17 protein-coding genes are annotated in these 17,535 nt (G+C 38.1%); 4 read left to right on the forward strand and 13 right to left on the reverse strand.

Translation table 11 applies throughout. The features are described from left to right. Nucleotides 1-46: 46 nt before the first annotated feature. Together htpG and QU01_RS01200 are read right to left on the reverse strand one after the other, a co-directional pair. On the reverse strand, nucleotides 47-1,912 hold the full coding sequence (htpG, locus tag QU01_RS01195; RefSeq protein WP_033761577.1) for a molecular chaperone HtpG: 1,866 nt from the start codon (nucleotides 1,910-1,912) through the stop codon (nucleotides 47-49). A gap of 101 nt (nucleotides 1,913-2,013) precedes the next feature. Continuing rightward, nucleotides 2,014-3,366 carry an outer membrane family protein gene (locus QU01_RS01200; RefSeq protein WP_033761578.1) on the reverse strand — a complete coding sequence of 451 codons (1,353 nt, stop codon included), beginning with the start codon at nucleotides 3,364-3,366 and terminating at the stop codon, nucleotides 2,014-2,016. Between the two features lie 165 nt (nucleotides 3,367-3,531). On the opposite strand from QU01_RS01200, the gene QU01_RS08345 reads away from it, so the two are divergent. Then, nucleotides 3,532-3,666 carry a glycosyltransferase family 8 protein gene (locus QU01_RS08345; protein WP_154213338.1) on the forward strand — a complete coding sequence of 45 codons (135 nt, stop codon included), beginning with the start codon at nucleotides 3,532-3,534 and terminating at the stop codon, nucleotides 3,664-3,666. A 13-nt stretch (nucleotides 3,667-3,679) separates the two neighbouring features. Then, on the forward strand, nucleotides 3,680-4,708 hold the full coding sequence (locus QU01_RS01205) for a glycosyltransferase family 8 protein (RefSeq protein ID WP_229260229.1): 1,029 nt from the start codon (nucleotides 3,680-3,682) through the stop codon (nucleotides 4,706-4,708). A gap of 12 nt (nucleotides 4,709-4,720) precedes the next feature. Here the strand turns inward: QU01_RS01205 and QU01_RS01210 are convergent, their stop codons facing one another. After that, nucleotides 4,721-5,959, reverse strand: a complete 1,239-nt coding sequence (locus QU01_RS01210) for an Mrp/NBP35 family ATP-binding protein (protein WP_080248303.1) — start codon at nucleotides 5,957-5,959, stop codon at nucleotides 4,721-4,723. Here QU01_RS01210 and QU01_RS01215 point away from each other — a divergent pair. Together QU01_RS01215 and QU01_RS01220 are read left to right on the forward strand one after the other, a co-directional pair. Beyond that, nucleotides 5,924-9,103, forward strand: coding sequence for an AAA family ATPase (locus tag QU01_RS01215; RefSeq protein ID WP_033763153.1), 3,180 nt, complete (start codon nucleotides 5,924-5,926; stop codon nucleotides 9,101-9,103). The genes QU01_RS01210 and QU01_RS01215 overlap by 36 nt on opposite strands. A 15-nt stretch (nucleotides 9,104-9,118) precedes the next feature. Beyond that, nucleotides 9,119-9,502 (forward strand): hypothetical protein, encoded by a 384-nt coding sequence (locus tag QU01_RS01220; RefSeq protein WP_000473912.1) that lies wholly within the window; start codon nucleotides 9,119-9,121, stop codon nucleotides 9,500-9,502. Nucleotides 9,503-10,227: 725 nt separating this feature from the next. On the opposite strand, the gene QU01_RS01225 is transcribed toward QU01_RS01220, so the two are convergent. The 10 genes from QU01_RS01225 to QU01_RS01270 all read right to left on the reverse strand — a co-directional run bounded on the left by QU01_RS01225 (nucleotide 10,228) and on the right by QU01_RS01270 (nucleotide 17,469). Next, nucleotides 10,228-10,530, reverse strand: a complete 303-nt coding sequence (locus QU01_RS01225; protein ID WP_033763152.1) for a hypothetical protein — start codon at nucleotides 10,528-10,530, stop codon at nucleotides 10,228-10,230. Nucleotides 10,531-10,550: 20 nt separating this feature from the next. After that, nucleotides 10,551-11,543: a ketoacyl-ACP synthase III gene (gene fabH, locus QU01_RS01230; RefSeq protein WP_033763150.1), complete on the reverse strand. Its 993-nt coding sequence runs from the start codon at nucleotides 11,541-11,543 to the stop codon at nucleotides 10,551-10,553. A 24-nt stretch (nucleotides 11,544-11,567) separates the two neighbouring features. Beyond that, nucleotides 11,568-12,587, reverse strand: a complete 1,020-nt coding sequence (gene plsX, locus QU01_RS01235; RefSeq protein ID WP_033763149.1) for a phosphate acyltransferase PlsX — start codon at nucleotides 12,585-12,587, stop codon at nucleotides 11,568-11,570. A gap of 77 nt (nucleotides 12,588-12,664) precedes the next feature. Next, nucleotides 12,665-12,811: a 50S ribosomal protein L32 gene (gene rpmF, locus QU01_RS01240; protein WP_000290431.1), complete on the reverse strand. Its 147-nt coding sequence runs from the start codon at nucleotides 12,809-12,811 to the stop codon at nucleotides 12,665-12,667. Nucleotides 12,812-12,826: 15 nt separating this feature from the next. Further along, nucleotides 12,827-13,183, reverse strand: a complete 357-nt coding sequence (locus QU01_RS01245) for a hypothetical protein (RefSeq protein ID WP_001159175.1) — start codon at nucleotides 13,181-13,183, stop codon at nucleotides 12,827-12,829. 24 nt (nucleotides 13,184-13,207) lie between these two features. After that, nucleotides 13,208-13,621 carry a nucleoside-diphosphate kinase gene (gene ndk / locus QU01_RS01250; protein ID WP_000813738.1) on the reverse strand — a complete coding sequence of 138 codons (414 nt, stop codon included), beginning with the start codon at nucleotides 13,619-13,621 and terminating at the stop codon, nucleotides 13,208-13,210. Nucleotides 13,622-13,686: 65 nt separating this feature from the next. Further along, on the reverse strand, nucleotides 13,687-14,844 hold the full coding sequence (gene metK / locus QU01_RS01255; protein ID WP_000655155.1) for a methionine adenosyltransferase: 1,158 nt from the start codon (nucleotides 14,842-14,844) through the stop codon (nucleotides 13,687-13,689). 67 nt (nucleotides 14,845-14,911) lie between these two features. Continuing rightward, a complete protein-coding gene (gene lpxD / locus QU01_RS01260; RefSeq protein ID WP_033763147.1) occupies nucleotides 14,912-15,922 on the reverse strand; it encodes a UDP-3-O-(3-hydroxymyristoyl)glucosamine N-acyltransferase in 1,011 nt (336 codons plus the stop codon). Continuing rightward, nucleotides 15,922-16,755, reverse strand: coding sequence for an enoyl-ACP reductase FabI (gene fabI, locus QU01_RS01265; RefSeq protein ID WP_033763146.1), 834 nt, complete (start codon nucleotides 16,753-16,755; stop codon nucleotides 15,922-15,924). The genes lpxD and fabI overlap by 1 nt, the downstream gene beginning before the upstream one ends. Nucleotides 16,756-16,764: 9 nt before the next feature. Further along, a complete protein-coding gene (locus QU01_RS01270; protein WP_033763145.1) occupies nucleotides 16,765-17,469 on the reverse strand; it encodes a triose-phosphate isomerase in 705 nt (234 codons plus the stop codon). Nucleotides 17,470-17,535: the final 66 nt, after the last annotated feature.

Raw genomic sequence — 17,535 nt, forward strand, 5'->3', positions numbered from 1 at the left:
GGTTTAAGCGAGTTTATTCCAAACCCTTAAAAAGGGTTTTACGCCCTTACAACGCCTTTAATAGCACGCTATTCAAACGCTCATTAAAGCTTTTAGCGTCTTTCAAAGCCCCTTTTTCTAAAAGCTTTGCCCCATCATAAAGCAACCAGATAAAAGTGCTCAACTGCTCTTTATCTTCACATTTTAAGAGTTTTTGCAAAATCGCATGGTTAGGGTTTAATTCTAGCGTTTTCTTGCTTTCAGGCACGCTTTGGCCCATTTGACGCATAAAATTAGCCATCATCGCATTTTGTTCATCGCCTATTAAAGCCACCGCTGAAGTGAGATGATTAGAAAGCTCTACGCCTTTAATCTCATCTTTAAGATTTTCTTCAAACGCTTTCATTAAATCTTTAAACTGATCTTTTACCTCATCATGGATTTCTTCCAAACCAAGCTCTTTCAAACTCTCGCTATGGCTAGCGTCTCTAAAAGGCGTTTTATCGTATTCATTCACGCCTGGCATCACAAACGCATCAATTTCATCGCTCAACAACAAAACATCATAGCCTTTTTGAGCGTATTTTTCCAAAATGGGGGACGCCTTTAGTAAGTCTAAATTTTCGCCCAAAAGGTAGTAAATGCTTTTTTGATTTTCTTTTAAATTTTCTTTGTATTCTTTTAAAGAAATCAATTCTCCTTTGTCTTTAGAATAGAATCTCAACAATTCTAAAAGTTTTTCTTTGTTTTCAAAATCCCCATACAAGCCTTCTTTTAACACTTTCCCGAAAGGCTCATAGAATTTATGGTAATTCTTATTATCCTTGCTCAAGCGCTCAATCTCGCTTAAAATCTTTTTCACTGAAGCCGAACGGATATTGGCTAAAATCTTGTTTTGCTGTAAGATTTCACGGCTCACGTTCAAGGGCAAATCTTCGCTGTCAATCACGCCTTTAACAAACCTCAAATAAGACGGCAACAATTCTTTGTCATCATCAGTGATAAACACCCTTTTAACATAAAGTTTGACCCCGCTTTTATAATCCACCCTAAACAAATCAAAGGGCGCTTTGCTAGGAATATAAAAAAGCGTTGTGTATTCTAAAGAGCCTTCCACTTTATTATGGATATAGCTCAAAGGCTCGCTGTTATCATGCGCAAACGATTGGTAGAAATCTTTGTAATCCTTGTCTTTTAATTCGCTCTTATTCATTTTCCATAAAGCGCTCGCTTGATTGATCTGATCGCATTTTTCTTCTTTAATTTCTTTTTGATTATCCCCTTCGCCCTCAAATTTCGTATCGGTGTAAGTTAAAAAAATAGGGAAAGGGATATGCTCAGAATACTTTTTAACAACGCTATCAATCTCCCAACGGCTCGCAAAATGAGAATCTTCATCTTTTAAAAAGAGGGTGATTTCTGTGCCTTGCTCCTCTTTGACGCATTCGCTGATTTCAAACTTGCCCTTACCATCGCTCACCCATGCATAAGCTTGCTCGCTAGTAACTTTCTTGGTTTGAACGACAATTTTACTCGCTACCATAAACGCTGAATAAAAGCCCACGCCAAACTGGCCAATCAGTGCGCTATCTTTTTTCTTATCCCCGCTCAAAGCGCTTAAAAAACTCTTCGTGCCTGATTTAGCGATCGTGCCTAGATGCTCAATGAGATCGTTTTTGTCCATGCCTATACCATTATCTTTAATCGTTAAGGTCTTTTTCTGGCTATCAAAACTCAAATGGATGCTAGGCGTGGTATTCAGCCCCTTTAATTTCTCATCGGTCAGCATTAAATAATTCAGCTTGTCCAAAGCGTCGCTCGCGTTAGAAATCAACTCTCTTAAAAAAATCTCTTTATTAGAATACAAAGAGTGGATCATCAAATCCAAAAGCTGGTTGATTTCAGTTTGGAAGGTGTATTCTTGATTAGACATTGATCTTTTCCTTTAATAAAATTTTTAAGATTATACAATAAAAGCGCGTTTAAAAGGGGGGTACTATGGCTTAAAAAATCGCATGAAAGAACGTTAATTCCTTAAAAACGATAACTCATAGAGCTCATAAAATAGCTTCTGTTTTGAATGGTTTGAGCGAAATCAGGGTTATAACCGCTTGTAAAAAACCCTACCTTATAACCCTTATGCATCGTGATTTGATAGCCATTAAACATGAGCATTAAATAGATATGTTTTTTAAGGCTATATTTAAAAGTAACCCCTAAGCTTTGCGAATCAGCCCTTGGGGAATAGGTCAATTTCCCATACAATTGCACTAAAAGATTCTTAATACTCTTCCCTACAAAAGCGTTAATGGTCACGGAATTAGCGTTGTAAAAATTGGAATAAGCGTCTTCATAAGGGGTGTCGTCTTTAGTGTCGTAAAAAGGATCTGCTGGTGAGCCATTCCAGCCTAATTGAACGCTCGCGTTCCCAAAATTCTTATACACGCTCCAGCCAAAACGATAAGAGCGGAAATTGATCCTTTGAAACACAAACAAAGCCGTGCTTTTTTTACCCACTAAAGCGGCCCTATAATAATCTTTAGACAGATAATCGCTATAGAGAGGAAACCATGCGTAAAAAGTCGTTTGGATGCGCCAAAGAGATTTCCAATAAGACTTTGTGTCATGGGTGATTTCAAATCCAGGAGCGTTAAAATTTTTAGGGTAAAACCAAATAAAAGGCGCAACTCTAATGTATTTATTTTCGTAAATGAGGTTGAAATTGTGCATGCCGTAGTTGGTTTTTTGCTTGTAATTGACAGGGGCGTAAAAATCCCTAATGTATTGCTCATTGGCTAAAGCCCTTCCAAAGGTGCTAAACCACACTATCTTAAACTTTTTCCATTGGTAAAAAAGCTCAAACCCTTGATTAAACCCGCTCAAAAACAAAGCTTTAGAAGGGTAACGCCCTAATTTAATCCCAAAAATATCCTTATATTGATAATCTAAATACAAATTGTATAACACATAAGGCCTGGCGTTTTGGGCCTTTTGCTCTCTGGTCCATTTTTCGCTATATTGCATCAAATAGCCCTCCCATCGCCCCATGTAATACCAGTTCGCTGGCTGAAACCCTGCCTTAGGGTTGGCTTCATCAATCAAAAACTTCGTGGAATCATAAGCTAACGCCCCGATCTCGCCCCCCACCCCAAAACCCAATTTGTGGTTTTCAATCCCTTTAGGGAGCAAACTGACATCAACTTGTAAGGCCCCGGTAGTGGTTACATAACTCCCTGTAGGGTAAATCCCTTTTTTGGAATTGATGATTGATTGGTTCAAAGCGATGCGCGAAAACGATCCCACTCTCGCGCTGATTTGATACTCAAAAGCGTTGAGAAAAACCCCATGCAAAGCTAAAAACCCTAGCCAAACTTTTTGATTAAGCATCCTTTTATCAAACACCTTTTTTATTGAAGTCTGATATTATGCCATAAAACAAACTCGCCATTTTGGTTTTGAAAAAAAAAAAAAAACGAATAAAATAAGTACAAAAATAACCCCTTTTTTTACCGTTTACGGGTTTAAGTTTTAAAAGTAATTTAAGGATCGCGTGTGCAAGAGATTATCCCTATTGTGGTGGCTTTTGATAATAATTATTGTATCCCTGCTGGTGTGAGTTTGTATTCCATGCTAGCGCACGCCAAACGAGAGAGAGAGAGAGAGAGAGAGAGTAAAACTCTTTTATAAAATCCATTGTTTGGTGGAGAGTTTAAGCCTAGAAAATGTAGCCAAACTAGAAGAAACGATCGCTCCTTTTAGCGCTTTTTCTAGCATAGAGTTTTTGGATATTTCTAATGAAGAATTAGAACCACGCCATAATTACCGCAAACTTGATCCTTTAATAGCGAGTGAAATTAAAAAGTTGTATTTAAAGCTCAATGCTTTTTCGCAAAAACGCTTTTCTAAAATGATCATGTGCCGTTTCTTTTTCGCTTCCCTTTTCCCCCAATACGATAAGATGATCATGTTTGATGTGGACACTTTGTTTGTGAATGATATTAGCGAGAGCTTTTTTATCCCCCTTGAAACGCATTACTTTGGGGCTGTGAGGGAAAAAGATTTGATCGCTATAAACAGGAATTCGGCTAAAGATTTATACGAATTACGCCAAATGCACGCAAAATCTATCGGTGTCGCCAACGCTTTCCCTGATTTAAAAGAAGCTCAAATCCTTTTTGACAACTACTTTAACGCCGGGTTTTTAGCCTTAAATTTAAAATTATGGCGTAAAGAAAATCTTGAAAACCAATTGATTGGATTTTTCCTTTTGAAAAATGAAAAACTTTTATTTAGCGATCAAGATGCTTTGTGTTTTGTGTGCCGTGGTAGGATTTTGGAACTGCCTTACTCCTACAATGCCCACCCTAGTTTCCTTGATACGCCATCATTCCCTAGCTTTAAAGAAGCGCGCATGCTGCATTTTTGGGGCGATAAACCCTGGAAGCTCTTAAGCGTCATTGGCGCGAAAAAATGGCATGAAGCGTTGATTCAAACGCCGTTTAAAGACGCCTATTTTAACGCTCCCTTTTTAGATCATCTCTTTGAATCCCTTCAAAATAGGGATAAAGAAACCCAAGAAATCCACGCTCTTAATAAAATCCTGTCTTTTTCAGACAAGCGGCATTCTTTTGAATTTCTTCTGCCCAGGCTTTCTTCTAAACTCCTTATAGAATTTTTGCTTTTTAAAATCAAACAAAAAGTGAAACGACTGATTAAAAGGGTTTTTTAAACCCTTTTTAAACTAATGCGAGCAAGCATGGGTTTGTGTGGGCTGGATGTCCTTATTATCGGCTAGTTTTTCCTTTTCCACTCTCTCTAAAAAGGCGCTTAAATCTTGCGCCATTTTTTCAAAAATCTTAGCGCTCACGCTATCAGGGTGAGAAATCACAATCGGTTCTCCCCTATCCCCCCCTAAACGCACTTTAGGCTCTAAAGGGAGCTTGGCTAAAATCTGCGTGTTATAAGCTTCTAATAATCCATTCATGGAATTTGAGCCAAAAATCTCACTCTCTTTCTTGCAATGCTCGCACACAAAACTCCCCATATTTTCTACAATGCCCGCAATAGGAATGTGCAATTTCTTAAACATGTCCAAACTCCGTTTAGCGTCATCTAAACTCACTATTTGGGGTGTAGTAACGGTGATTCCTGCGCTCAAAGGCACGGCTTGGGCTAGCGTGAGCTGTGCATCGCCTGTGCCTGGGGGCATATCCACCACCAAAACATCTAAATCCCCCCAAATAATATCGCTTAGCATCTGCTCAATCGCTCGCATGAGCATGGGCCCTCTCCAAATGAGACTCTGCCCTTCATCATACAAAAGCCCCATGCTCATCACAGAAACGCCAAAAGCTTTTAAAGGAATGAGTTTTTTACCGCTAGGATCCATAATCACATCAGCGTTTTGCAAGCCCATCATTCTAGGGATATTAGGGCCATACACATCAGCGTCTAGTAACCCCACTTTTTGGTTTAAATTCGCTAAAGCGATGCTTAAATTCACGCTAGTGGTGCTTTTACCCACACCGCCCTTGCCTGAGCTTATCATCACTACATGTTTAATGTTTTTAGCCAGATTTTTAGTGGTGGGCTTTGGGGCTTGCGGTTTAGGCGGGGTTTTAATATCCAAATTCAAAGCTTTTACGCCCTTTTCTTGCATCGCTTTGGAGATATTTTCCCTTAAAATCGCGCTCGTTTCTTCAGAGCTTGAGGGGATTTCTATTAAAAGCCCTAATTGGTTGTCATGCAAGGTGATGTTTTTAACAAAACCAAAGCTGACAATATCCTTTTCAAAATTAGGGTAAATGATCGTTTTTAACGCGTTTAAGACATCTTCTTGGGTGAGCATTTTAATCCTTAAAATGATAGTATTTGAATTTTCTTTATAGCATGTTTTGTTTAATTTTGCATTATAAATTAAATTTGCGTTTTTAAAGGATAAGGCATGGAATTTTATAAGCGTGTTTTGAAATTGCACCATTTTAGGAATTTGGGTAGAAAATCGCCCACAAAATTGCTTTTAAATTCAAGTTTTGAAAACAAACATGGGGGATTGGTGGTTTTGGTGGGGGAAAATAATGTCGGCAAAAGCAATGTTTTAGAAGCTTTGACAATCTTTAATGATGCGGATGTTAAACTTTGTAGTGAGAACGATTGTTTCAAAGCCCATGAAAAAGATTCCCTTTTAAGTTTAGAAGAAGAAACAATCCTTGATCACAAAATCACAGGTTTTTCTTGCATGGATTTGAAGATCCGGACTGAAGAGATTGGCGAGGGATTAAAGGAATTATCAAAAACGCTGATCAGCTATCCTTTTGAAAAACATGTAGAAGCTTTAGGGGAACAATATAGCAACAGCGTTTATATTCCCACTAACAATAACGACTATTCAAATATTTGCACTCTTGTGAGTGATTTTATAAATCTTATAACTTCTTACAATTCATTAGGATTATTTTTACATTTTTACAAAGAAAAATTAAAATTGAGCGAGCTTGTAACTGAATATGCCAACGCAACCAACAATCTGTTTTTCAAAGAATTAATCAAACATGTAAGCGGTAATAGCGAATGGATTAAAAATTTTTGTCAGTGCATCAAAGAAATCATAAAGCGCAATACGCCTGATAAAAAATACAACACAGATGAATTTTTTGTCATGGGGCAACACAAACAAAACCAATTAGCAAAAATTTATTCTTATTTTAAAAAACTTAGTGAAGGTGAAATCAAACCACAAAATGAAGACATCTTAAAAAAGCTAGAAGCTTTAGATGAAATTTTTAAGACTACCGACTTTACAAAATTCACACCAGAAACTGAAGTGAAAGACATTATTAAAGAAATAGATGAAAAATACCCTATCAATGAAAATTTTAAACAGCAATTTAGAACATTCCGGTTAAATATAGGCAACCTTAAAAAGAAAATTAAAAATTCTTTAAAATACCTTGAAAAAACAAGAGAGGATTTTGAGCGAAAAAAAGAGCGATTGATCCGAGAAATTGAAAATGACTGCAAAAATCAAAAAGTGCTAAAGTTTAATTATGATGTTTTGTTGGATAATATCCAACAAATATGCAAAAATTATATAGCAAGCCATGTTGTTAGCGATGAGTCTAAAGATATGAAATCCATGATGTGTCAGCTTTATTTGAAAAAGATAGATTTATTAGTCAATTCAGAAATCGAACAATACAGATACAATGATTTTCTTGAATCAGCAAGAAAATTTCTGTGGGAAGACATAAAAACTTTAGATGAAAAGAGTGGCGTTCATTTGTTCCCTAAAAATATTGGTGAAATCAAAGATAAATTTGAAGCAAACAAGGAAAAAGTCAAACAAAGCAAAAACTATTTTGAGTTCGCAGAATATTGCCGAGAGTGTAACCCTTATACAGCGTTTCAAAACTTAAGAAATAAAGTTCAATTCCCTTTAAGCGGTGGTTTATCTTATAAGTCTTACAAACTCGTGCCAACCATGAAAGAATACAAAGAGCCAAAAATCACAGATAACGACTTTAAGGCTGTATTATTTACTTGCATTGATTATTCTTCCCCTTCTGAATTTGACCAATGGGATTGGTTCTTTAGAAATTCATTGTTTAGGAAAATGGACTTTCACCCTAATGCAATTTGGAATTTTTTTGGGAGCATTTTAAAAGATGGTCAAGCGTTACAAATAATGTTTGATAAAAATAATAATTTAGAAATTTATTCTATTTATAATAAATCGTTTGTTATCCCTGAAAAATACTTGCAAGAAATAGACCAAGAATCACTAAAAGAGATCAGACAATCAAAACATCTTTTTCCAATTGAAGTAAAACGCAAATACAATAATAATGTATGTCAATTTGAATTTTTTAAAAAAGACACAAGCCATCTTTTATTTAAGGTAAATTTTACAGAAATATTAGAAAATCTTGCAGAAATCTTGGAATACAACATGCAATTAAAAATAGATTCTTTGATTACAAAAGAATTTAACAGGCTTTTAGCGATCGCTGAAGATAGCCCTCAAGATAGTTACCAATTAAAAATTCATGTCCGACACAATAATAAGCTTTCTGAAGAGAAGGAATACACGGCATATGAAATAAAACTTGAAATTCATGACTGCAGAAAATCCCACGATCAAAATGAGCCAATCATCTTAAGCCAGCAAAGCACCGGCTTCCAATGGGCGTTTAATTTCATGTTTGGTTTTCTCTACAATGTGGGATCAGATTTTAGCCTTAACAAGAATATCATCTATGTCATGGACGAGCCAGCCACTCATTTGAGCGTGCCAGCCAGAAAGGAATTCAGGAGATTTTTAAAAGAATACGCTCATAAAAATCATGTCACTTTTGTTTTAGCCACCCATGACCCCTTTTTAGTGGATACGGATCATTTAGATGAAATAAGGATTGTGGAAAAAGAAACAGAAGGCTCTGTGATTAAGAATCATTTTAACTACCCCCTAAATAATGCGGGCAAAGACTCCGACGCTCTTGATAAAATCAAACGCTCTTTAGGGGTGGGTCAGCATGTTTTTCACAACCCAAAAAAACACCGAATCATCTTTGTAGAAGGCATCACCGATTATTGCTATTTGAGCGCTTTTAAATTGTATTTTAATGAGCGTTACAAAGAATACAAAGACAACCCCATTCCTTTCACTTTCTTACCCATTTCAGGGCTTAAAAACAATCCAAATAAGATGAAAGAAACCATTAAAAAACTTTGCGAGTTAGACAATCACCCTATTGTTTTGACAGATGATGACATAAAAGATGGCTCTGACCCACAAAGAGCAAAAAGCGAACAATTTAAAAACGCTAATGAAGAAATGCATGATCCTATCACAATCTTACAACTCTCAGACTGCGATAGGTATTTCAAGCAAATTGAAGATTGTTTCAGCGCAAACGATAGAAACAAATACGCTAAAAATAAGCAAATGGAATTGGCCATGGCGTTCAAAACAAGGCTCTTGTATAGCGGGAAAGACGATGTAGTGAGCGAAGAAACAAAAAAGAATTTTCTAAAATTGTTTGAGTGGATAAAAAAAGAGTGCAATAACCCAACGATTAAAAAAGAATATATCAAATTTGATTATAATACCCCACAAATGTTATAAAGTGAAAGGATTTTGATGTTTAAAAAAATGTGTTTGAGCTTGCTAATGATAAGCGGTGTTTGTGTGGGGGCAAAGGATTTGGATTTCAAGCTGGATTATCGCGCGACTGGGGGGAAACTCATGGGGAAAATGACGGACTCTAGTCTTTTAAGCATCACTTCTATGAACGATGAACCGGTGGTGATTAAAAATCTTATTGTCAATAGGGGAAATTCATGCGAAGCGACTAAAAAAGTAGAACCCAAATTGGGCGATAAGTTTAAAAAAGAAAAACTCTTTGATCATGAATTAAAATACTCGCAACAGATATTTTACCGCTTGGATTGCAAGCCTAACCAATTGTTAGAAGTTAAAATCATCACAGACAAGGGCGAGTATTACCATAAATTTTCCAAATAAAATTTGGTTTTTGTTCTAATGGGGTGTTAGTAATGAAGTTTAAAAATGCTAAAAACTTTTTTAATATCAAAAAGTTTGTTTAGCAAGCGGTAATTTCTTGTAATGCAGTATTATGGGGTTAGGGGGGATTTAGTTGGGGTGGTTAAAGGGATATTAAAGCGCAAAATATCCCCCTATCCCTTTAAAAGTTTGCCATAAAATAAAGCAACCAAAGCCCCCTTTTTTAAAAAAACAGACTAAAGAATATTAATTTCTATATTAGGTTCTCAATTGGTTGTTGGTTGAGTTTTTGGTTGAGACGCTACTAATCATTGGAAGAATTGTGTTCAAAAAAAATATAAAAAATAACAAAAGGATGAGTATAACCGACTATTATAATAGTCAGTTATTTATCTTATAAAATTAAAGAAAGTTATATAATCTAGCTCAGATAAGATAAATATTAAAGCGATAACTGGTCCAATTATATAAGGAAAATATTATTATAGTAACTAGAATAGAGCCGAGATATTCAACGAATTATATTCTACTAAAAAACCATCACTCTCAACTTCATCGTCATCAGTATCGCCTCTAAATGCCATTATGGTAGCTCTAATAGCTGTTAATACTAACCCAATAATAACAATAGGTATTAAAATAACTACTAGCCCCTAATCCTTATCTGTCTTTTACTTTAAAAATAATTTCTGCTATAAGAAATAAAATCCCTAAAGAAACCCCTTTTATGGAGTCCCTTTTTGAGCTTGCTCTAAAGCCATTTGCGCATGCTTGCAATCCTTTTTAAAAGACTTCGTGATAAAATTAACCTTAAGCGTCGAATCAAAGGCTTGATGGCATTTTTTAAGCTTGTGATCGCGCTCTTGCGGATCTTGCAAGTAATATTTCACTGAATGCACAAAACTGAAATGAAACCCCATAGGAGGGATACGACTCTCTGGAGTGCCTTCGCAAAAATCGCTGCAATAACTGCTTTGCGACTTTAACCCCCCCAACACCATTAAAAATAAAAAAATCACCTTTTTCATCAATACTCCTTCAATCCTTTTTATCCGCCAAAATACACCAACGCTGAACCCCAAGTCAATCCCCCACCAAAAGCGTCTAAAAGCATTAAATCGCCCTTTTTCAAGCGCCCCTCTTCATAAGCTTCACCCATAGCCATAGGGATACTGGCTGCTGAAGTGTTGCCGTATTTATGCACGGTTAAAACCACTTGCTCATCTTTAAAATCCAAATGCTCTCGCACCGCTTGAATGATCCTAAAATTAGCTTGATGCGGGATAAACAGACGCACATCTTCAGGTTTGAGAGCGTTTTTTTCTAAAATCATTTCCACATCTTTTAAAAGCGTTTTCACCGCTAGCTTAAACACTTCATTGCCTTTCATACACAAAAAAGGCTCTGAAGCTTCTTCTTTAGCGTTAAAGGGCGTGGGTTTTAGAGTCCTTGGCGTATAGAGATAATTAGAAAAATTCCCATTCGCTGAAATTTGCACATCTAAAATGCTTTCTTTTAAACGCTTGGTTCTGCCTATCACGCACGCCCCAGCCCCATCGCCAAATAAAATACAAGTCCCCCTGTCTTTAAAATCTAACACGCTGCTCGTTTTTTCTGCCCCCACAATCAGCACATTTTCATACATCCCGCTCTCAACATAAGCCTTAGCCACCGATAATAAATAAATAAAACCCGTGCAAGCGGCTGAAATATCAAACGCCGGCTTGTTTTCAATGCCTAATTTCGCGCTCAACACGCAAGCGGTTGAAGGCATGGCCAAAAAATCAGGGCTTAAAGTCGCCACAACCACTAAATCAATGTCTTGTGGGGTTAAATGCGCTCTCTCTATGGCTTGTTTAGCCGCTATTACCCCTAAATCGCTGCTTTTTTCTTCATCGTTAGCGAAACGGCGCTCTTTGATACCAGTCCTTTTTTCTATCCATTCATCGCTGGTATCCAAAAATTGCTGGAACTCTGCATTTTTCACACGCTCGCTTGGAACATGCATCGCAATGGATTTAAGAGAGGCGTAAAATTCCATTCAATCCCCTTAACATAGTCATCTTTAAGCGTCTTGATGATCACTTTGATGCGCAGAAACGCTAGGCTTCAAACTCTCAAACGCTTGAGTAATCCTCAAACAAACCTGACTTTCAACAGCACTAATAGCCTGATAAATCGCGCATTCAACCGCTCTAGCGTTGCTCTTGCCATGGCTAATGATCACGCTTTTATTCACGCCCAAAAGCGGTGCTCCCCCATATTCAGCGTAATCGGTTTTTTGTTTTAAAATACCAAACGCATTCTTAAGCATCAAAGCCCCCATTTTAGATTTAAAAGAGCTTTTAATTTCATCTTTAAAAATAGAACCTATCGCGCTAGCGACCCCTTCTGTTGTCTTTAAGACCACATTCCCCATAAAGCCATCGCAAACCACCACATCCACAACCCCTTTGAAAATATCGCTCCCCTCCACATTGCCATAAAAGAAGTCATAAGTTTTCAGCATTTTATGCGTTTCTTTAACGAGCATGTTCCCTTTAATATCTTCTTCGCCATTACTCAAAAGACCCACCTTAGGGCTATCGTAATGCAACACGCTTTTAGCGTATTCATACCCCATAAGAGCAAAATCAATCAAATATTCAGGCTTGCAATCCGTGTTCGCTCCTGCGTCTAACAGCACGCTAGGGCGTTTGCCAACGCTAGGCATTAAAGTGCAAATAGCAGGCCTTTCAACCCCCTTGATGCGTCCTAAACGCAAGGTGGCTAATCCCATAGTCGCCCCGCTATGCCCCGCTGAAATCAAAGCGTCAGCCCCATTTTTTAAAATATCCATACCCAAGTAAATGGAAGATTCCTTACGCTTGATCGCCTCAGTGGCGGCTTCTTCCATTTTAATATAATCTTGCGTGTGGATCATTTCCACTTTGCTGGCTAACTCTTTAGAAATAAAAGGGGTCGCTTTGTCTTTATCCCCCACTAAAACCGCACTAAAACTCTTATTCTCTAAAGCCCTTGAGACTCCCTCAATAATGGGTAAAACCCCATGGTCAGCCCCCATTAAGTCTATTACAATTTTCATCATGCGTCCTTAAAAGGCTTGTTGCAATCCGTTGCAATCCTTTAAAATACTTTCTATCACTAAAGATAGCTTTTATATTAGTATTCTTTAGTAAATTTGTTAATATGGTGGGGAAGCTTCCAAGTGCCATCTTTGGCTTTCACAGGTTTAGCCAACTTAACGCTATAATGCGTGCGCCTTTTTGCCGCTCTTGTCTTACTCACTCTTCTATCAGGTACTGCCATAAATTCTCCTTCATTTCAATCTGCATAATGGTAGTCTAATTTAATAGACTCCACTTCGGAGCGTAAAATTTCGCTCAAATCAATAAAACCATTGAAAGATTCAATAACATCTAAATTATCAAAATCCAAACTTTGGCTTTGCGTATCCCACAACCCATCTGAAATATGCAAAACCAACGACTCATCAAGGCTTTTTTTAAACTCTTTACCACTCGCATCGCAAATAAGCATCAATTCACCCTTAAGGCACGCTTCCAAGCGAAACAATTTCGCCCCCACTCGCACAACTTCGCCCTCTAAAACCACTCCCTCATGCTCTAAAGAAAACGCTTTAGGCGCATTAAAAGCGATTTTACGCATTTCAAATTGCATGCTTACTTAAAACGCCCTTAAATCTTAAAGATCCCTAGCGGCAAAAAAGAAAGCGATTTCATTATGCGCGTTTTCCAAGCTATCGCTCCCATGCACCGCATTAGCGTCAATGCTTTCAGCAAAATCCGCTCTGATAGTGCCTTTTTGGGCGAGTTTGGGATCAGTCGCTCCCATAAGATCTCTGTTTTTAGCCACCGCATCTTTGCCCTCTAAAACCATAACCACCACCGGACCACTGACCATAAATTCTATCAAATCTTTAAAAAAGGGTCTCTCTCTGTGGATCGCATAAAAGCTTTCAGCGTCTTTAACGCTCAAATGCAAGCGTTTCATAGCAATGACTTCCAAGCCGTTACTCTCAAAGCGATCAATGATCTTACCTACCACTTTTTTCTTAAGTGCATCCGGTTTAATAATAGACAGCGTTCTTTGTTTCAATTTAAACTCCTTGTGAATTGTTGATTATACAAAAATTTTTTAAAATATTACCCTTAAAATATTTTTTAACGCTTAAAGAACGCTTTAATCTCTTCAGCCTTGTTGGTTTTTTCCCAAGTGAATTCCTCTAATTCGCGCCCAAAATGCCCATAAGCTGAAGTGAGCGAATAAATGGGTCTTAACAAATCCAAGCTTTCAATAATGCCTTTTGGCGTGAGTTTGAAAACCGCTTTCACGCATTTTTCTAGCTCTGCGCTTGAATACTTGCTCGTGTTATGCGTGTTCACATAGATAGACACTGGCTCTATCACCCCAATCGCATAAGCAAGCTGCACGGTCGCTTTATCGCAAACCCCACTCGCTACCAAGTTTTTAGCCACATAGCGGGCCGCATAAGCCGCGCTCCTATCCACTTTACTGGGGTCTTTCCCGCTAAACGCTCCCCCACCATGCGGGCAACTCCCCCCATAAGTATCCACGATGATTTTTCTGCCCGTCAAACCCGCATCGCCTTGCGGCCCACCGATAACGAATTTTCCTGTAGGATTGACAAAAAACTTGATATTGTCATGCAAATATTCTTTGGGTAAAACCTTATACACGATCTCTTCAATCACGGCTTCTTTTAAATGTTTTTGCGAAACTTCTGGGGAATGTTGGGTGGAAATAACAATCGTATCAATGCTTACAGGCTTGTTGTTTTCATAACGCACGCTCACTTGAGACTTGCCATCAGGCCTTAAAAAAGGCAGAGTGTTGTCTTTTCTTTTTTGAGCCAAAGCGAAAGTGAGCTGGTGCGCTAAATGAATGGGTAAGGGCATGAGCGTTTCAGTCTCTTTGCATGCATAACCAAACATAAGCCCTTGATCCCCCGCCCCAATCTCGCCATCTTCTCTATCCACGCCTTGATTAATATCGGGGCTTTGCTCGCCAACGCCATTCAAAACCGCCGCACTTCTGTAATCAAAGCCATAAAGAGCGTCTGTATAGCCAATCTTTTTAACCACTTCTCTTGCAATCTCTTGCATAGGGGCATAAACAGAAGTTTTTAACTCGCCAGTGATCATGCAAAACCCGTTAGAAACTAAAGTCTCGCATGCGACTTTGGCTTTTTGATCCCGCTCAATGATGTAATCTAAAACCGCATCGCTGATTTGATCAGCCATTTTGTCAGGATGCCCCTCGGTTACTGATTCGGAAGTGAAAAGAAAACTATCTTTCATTGATTGTCCTTATTAAAATAATCATTCATGTTGTTCAAAATGGGATTATTATAGCTTATTTCATTCTTTAAGACTTAAAAAACCCTTTAGCTTTTTGCAACAAACTCGTTTTTTGCTGTTTCCTGAAATTCGTTCGTAAATGAGCCAAGAAATGGTGCCATTCATGAATTTCCATAGCAGGGATCGCTCCGGCAAAATTAGTGTTAGGGGGCAAGTCTTTACCCACCGCGCTTTTACCCCCAATTTGAGTGAATTCACCCACATGCAAATGCCCCCCAATGCCCACTTGACCGCCAAAAACCACATTACGGCCTGTGGTTGTAGAGCCGCTCAAGCCCACTTGAGAAACGACGATGCTGTGCTCGCCTAAAACGCAATTATGCCCGATTTGAACCAGGTTATCAATCTTAACGCCCTCTTTAATCAAAGTCTCGCCAAACACCGCCCTATCAATCGCCGTGTTAGCGCCAATTTCTACATTTTTTTGAATCCTAACAATCCCCACATGCTCAATTTTGACATGCTCTCCTAAAGCGGTGTGCGCATAACCAAAGCCATCGCCTCCGATCACGCTGCCCGCATGGATAGTAACATTGTCTTCTAAAATCGTGTTTTGATACAAAATAACACGAGGATACAAAACGCAATTTTTACCGATTTTGACCCCATCAGCGATCACCACGCCCGGATGAATCAAAGAGTTTTCGCCAATTTCTACGCCCTCTCCAATCATCACATTAGGCATGATCGTTACTTTTTCAAAATGTTTAGGCTCGCTAACGCTTTGTGGGTTTTTAAAAAAAGGGATTTTAAAGGCATGCGAAGCTTTGGCAAAGGCTAAATGCGGGTTATCCACGATTAAAGCTTGCATGTGTTTTGGCACTTTAGAAGATTCTTTTTTACGGATAAATACCGCCCCGGCTTTTGAATCTTTTAAAAGTTTGAGGTAACGCGCTTGGTCAATATAGCTAATATCATTAGGCGTGGCCTTATCTAATTCCGCTAAGGCATGCACTTCAAAATCGTTTGAAAATTCCGTTTCAATAGAATAGGCGCTCAACAATTCGCTTAATTTCATCAATACCCCTTATTGTTCTGCAAATCCCACAATAGCGTAGCTTTATTATCTTTTTCTTCCACAGCCCCCATGCCCATCACATGATATCCAGCATCTACAAAATGCACTTCCCCACTCACCCCACTAGAGAGATGAGAGAGCAAATACATCCCGGCATTGCCTACTTCCTCTAAACTCACATTTTTCCTTAAAGGAGCGTTGATTTCATTCCATTTTAAAATCATCCTAAAATCAGCGATCCCGCTAGAAGCGAGCGTCCTGATAGGCCCGGCCGATAGGGCATTCACTCTTATATGGTGTTTGCCTAAATCCACCGCTAAATAACGCACTGCACTCTCTAGGGCCGCTTTAGCCAACCCCATCACATTGTAATGCGCCATGTATTTGGTGCTGCCCAAATAGCTTAAAGTCAAAACAGACGCTCCGTTATTCAATAAAGGTTTTAGAGTGTTTGTCAGCTCTATTAAAGAATAAACAGAAATTTCCATAGCGGTGTTAAACGCGCTTTTAGAAGTTTCTAACAAACTCCCTTCTAAAGCCTCTTTAGGGGCAAAGGCCACGCTATGAACGATAAAATCCAATGAGCCTAAATCCTTTTTAACGCTATTGTATAGCGGCTTGAAATGCTCTTCTTTGCTCACATCTAATTCATACACATAGGAGCTATTCAATTCCTGCGCGATAGGCCTCACGCGCTTTTCTAAGCTCTCATTCAAATAAGTGAAAGCCAAAGTAGCCCCTTGATTGAAGCAAGATTGAGCGATCCCATAAGCGATGGATTTATTGTTTGCCACCCCTACAATAAGCCCTTTTTTACCTTTTAAAAATCCCATGATTTCCCTTTATAAAAATGAAATGATTGTTTTAAAATTTTCTAATTCCCAAGACGCGCTCCCAATCAACAAGCCATCCACGCTATCAATCCCTAAAATTTCTTTAGCGTTTTGTGTGTTCACGCTCCCCCCATACAACAAGGGCGTTTTTTGATTTAAAATTTGCTTTAAAAAACCATGCGTGAGGTAAATGTCTTCTAAAGAAGCGCTTTTTTTGGTGCCAATCGCCCAAATAGGCTCATACGCCACAATTAAATTGGAATAATTAAGATCAATATTTTCTAATTGCTCGCTTAAAAATTCCTTTACAGCCCTAAAACCCTTTTCTCTGGTCGTTAATTCTTCACCAATACAATAGATAATTTTAAAATTTTTATCTTTAAAAAAATCAAACTTTTCTTTCAAAAAGCTAGGGCTTTCCTTTAAAAGTGCTCGCCTCTCGCTATGCCCTATTAAAAGCGTGTGGATTTTGAGTTCTTCTAAATGCTTTGAAGTGATTTCACCGGTAAAAGCCCCCAAATCCTTAGGGTAAGCGTTTTGCGCTCCTAAAGTGAAATGCAAAAACGAATTAGGCAATAACCCCAAAAAATCAGGGAATACAAACACCCTGTCAAAATGCTGCGGTTTTAAAGTTTTTTCTAATTCTTTTAAATACGCATGGCTTTTAAAAATAGGCATAGCGGATTTAAAATTAGCCATGGCAATTTTTGTCATTGAATGATCCTTATTTTATAGGTGGTAACTATCCCTTATTATATCTAATAGCGTTTAAAAAATGTA

This window comes from Helicobacter pylori SA221C (assembly GCF_000476855.1).
In the GTDB taxonomy this organism is placed as follows: domain Bacteria; phylum Campylobacterota; class Campylobacteria; order Campylobacterales; family Helicobacteraceae; genus Helicobacter; species Helicobacter pylori_DK.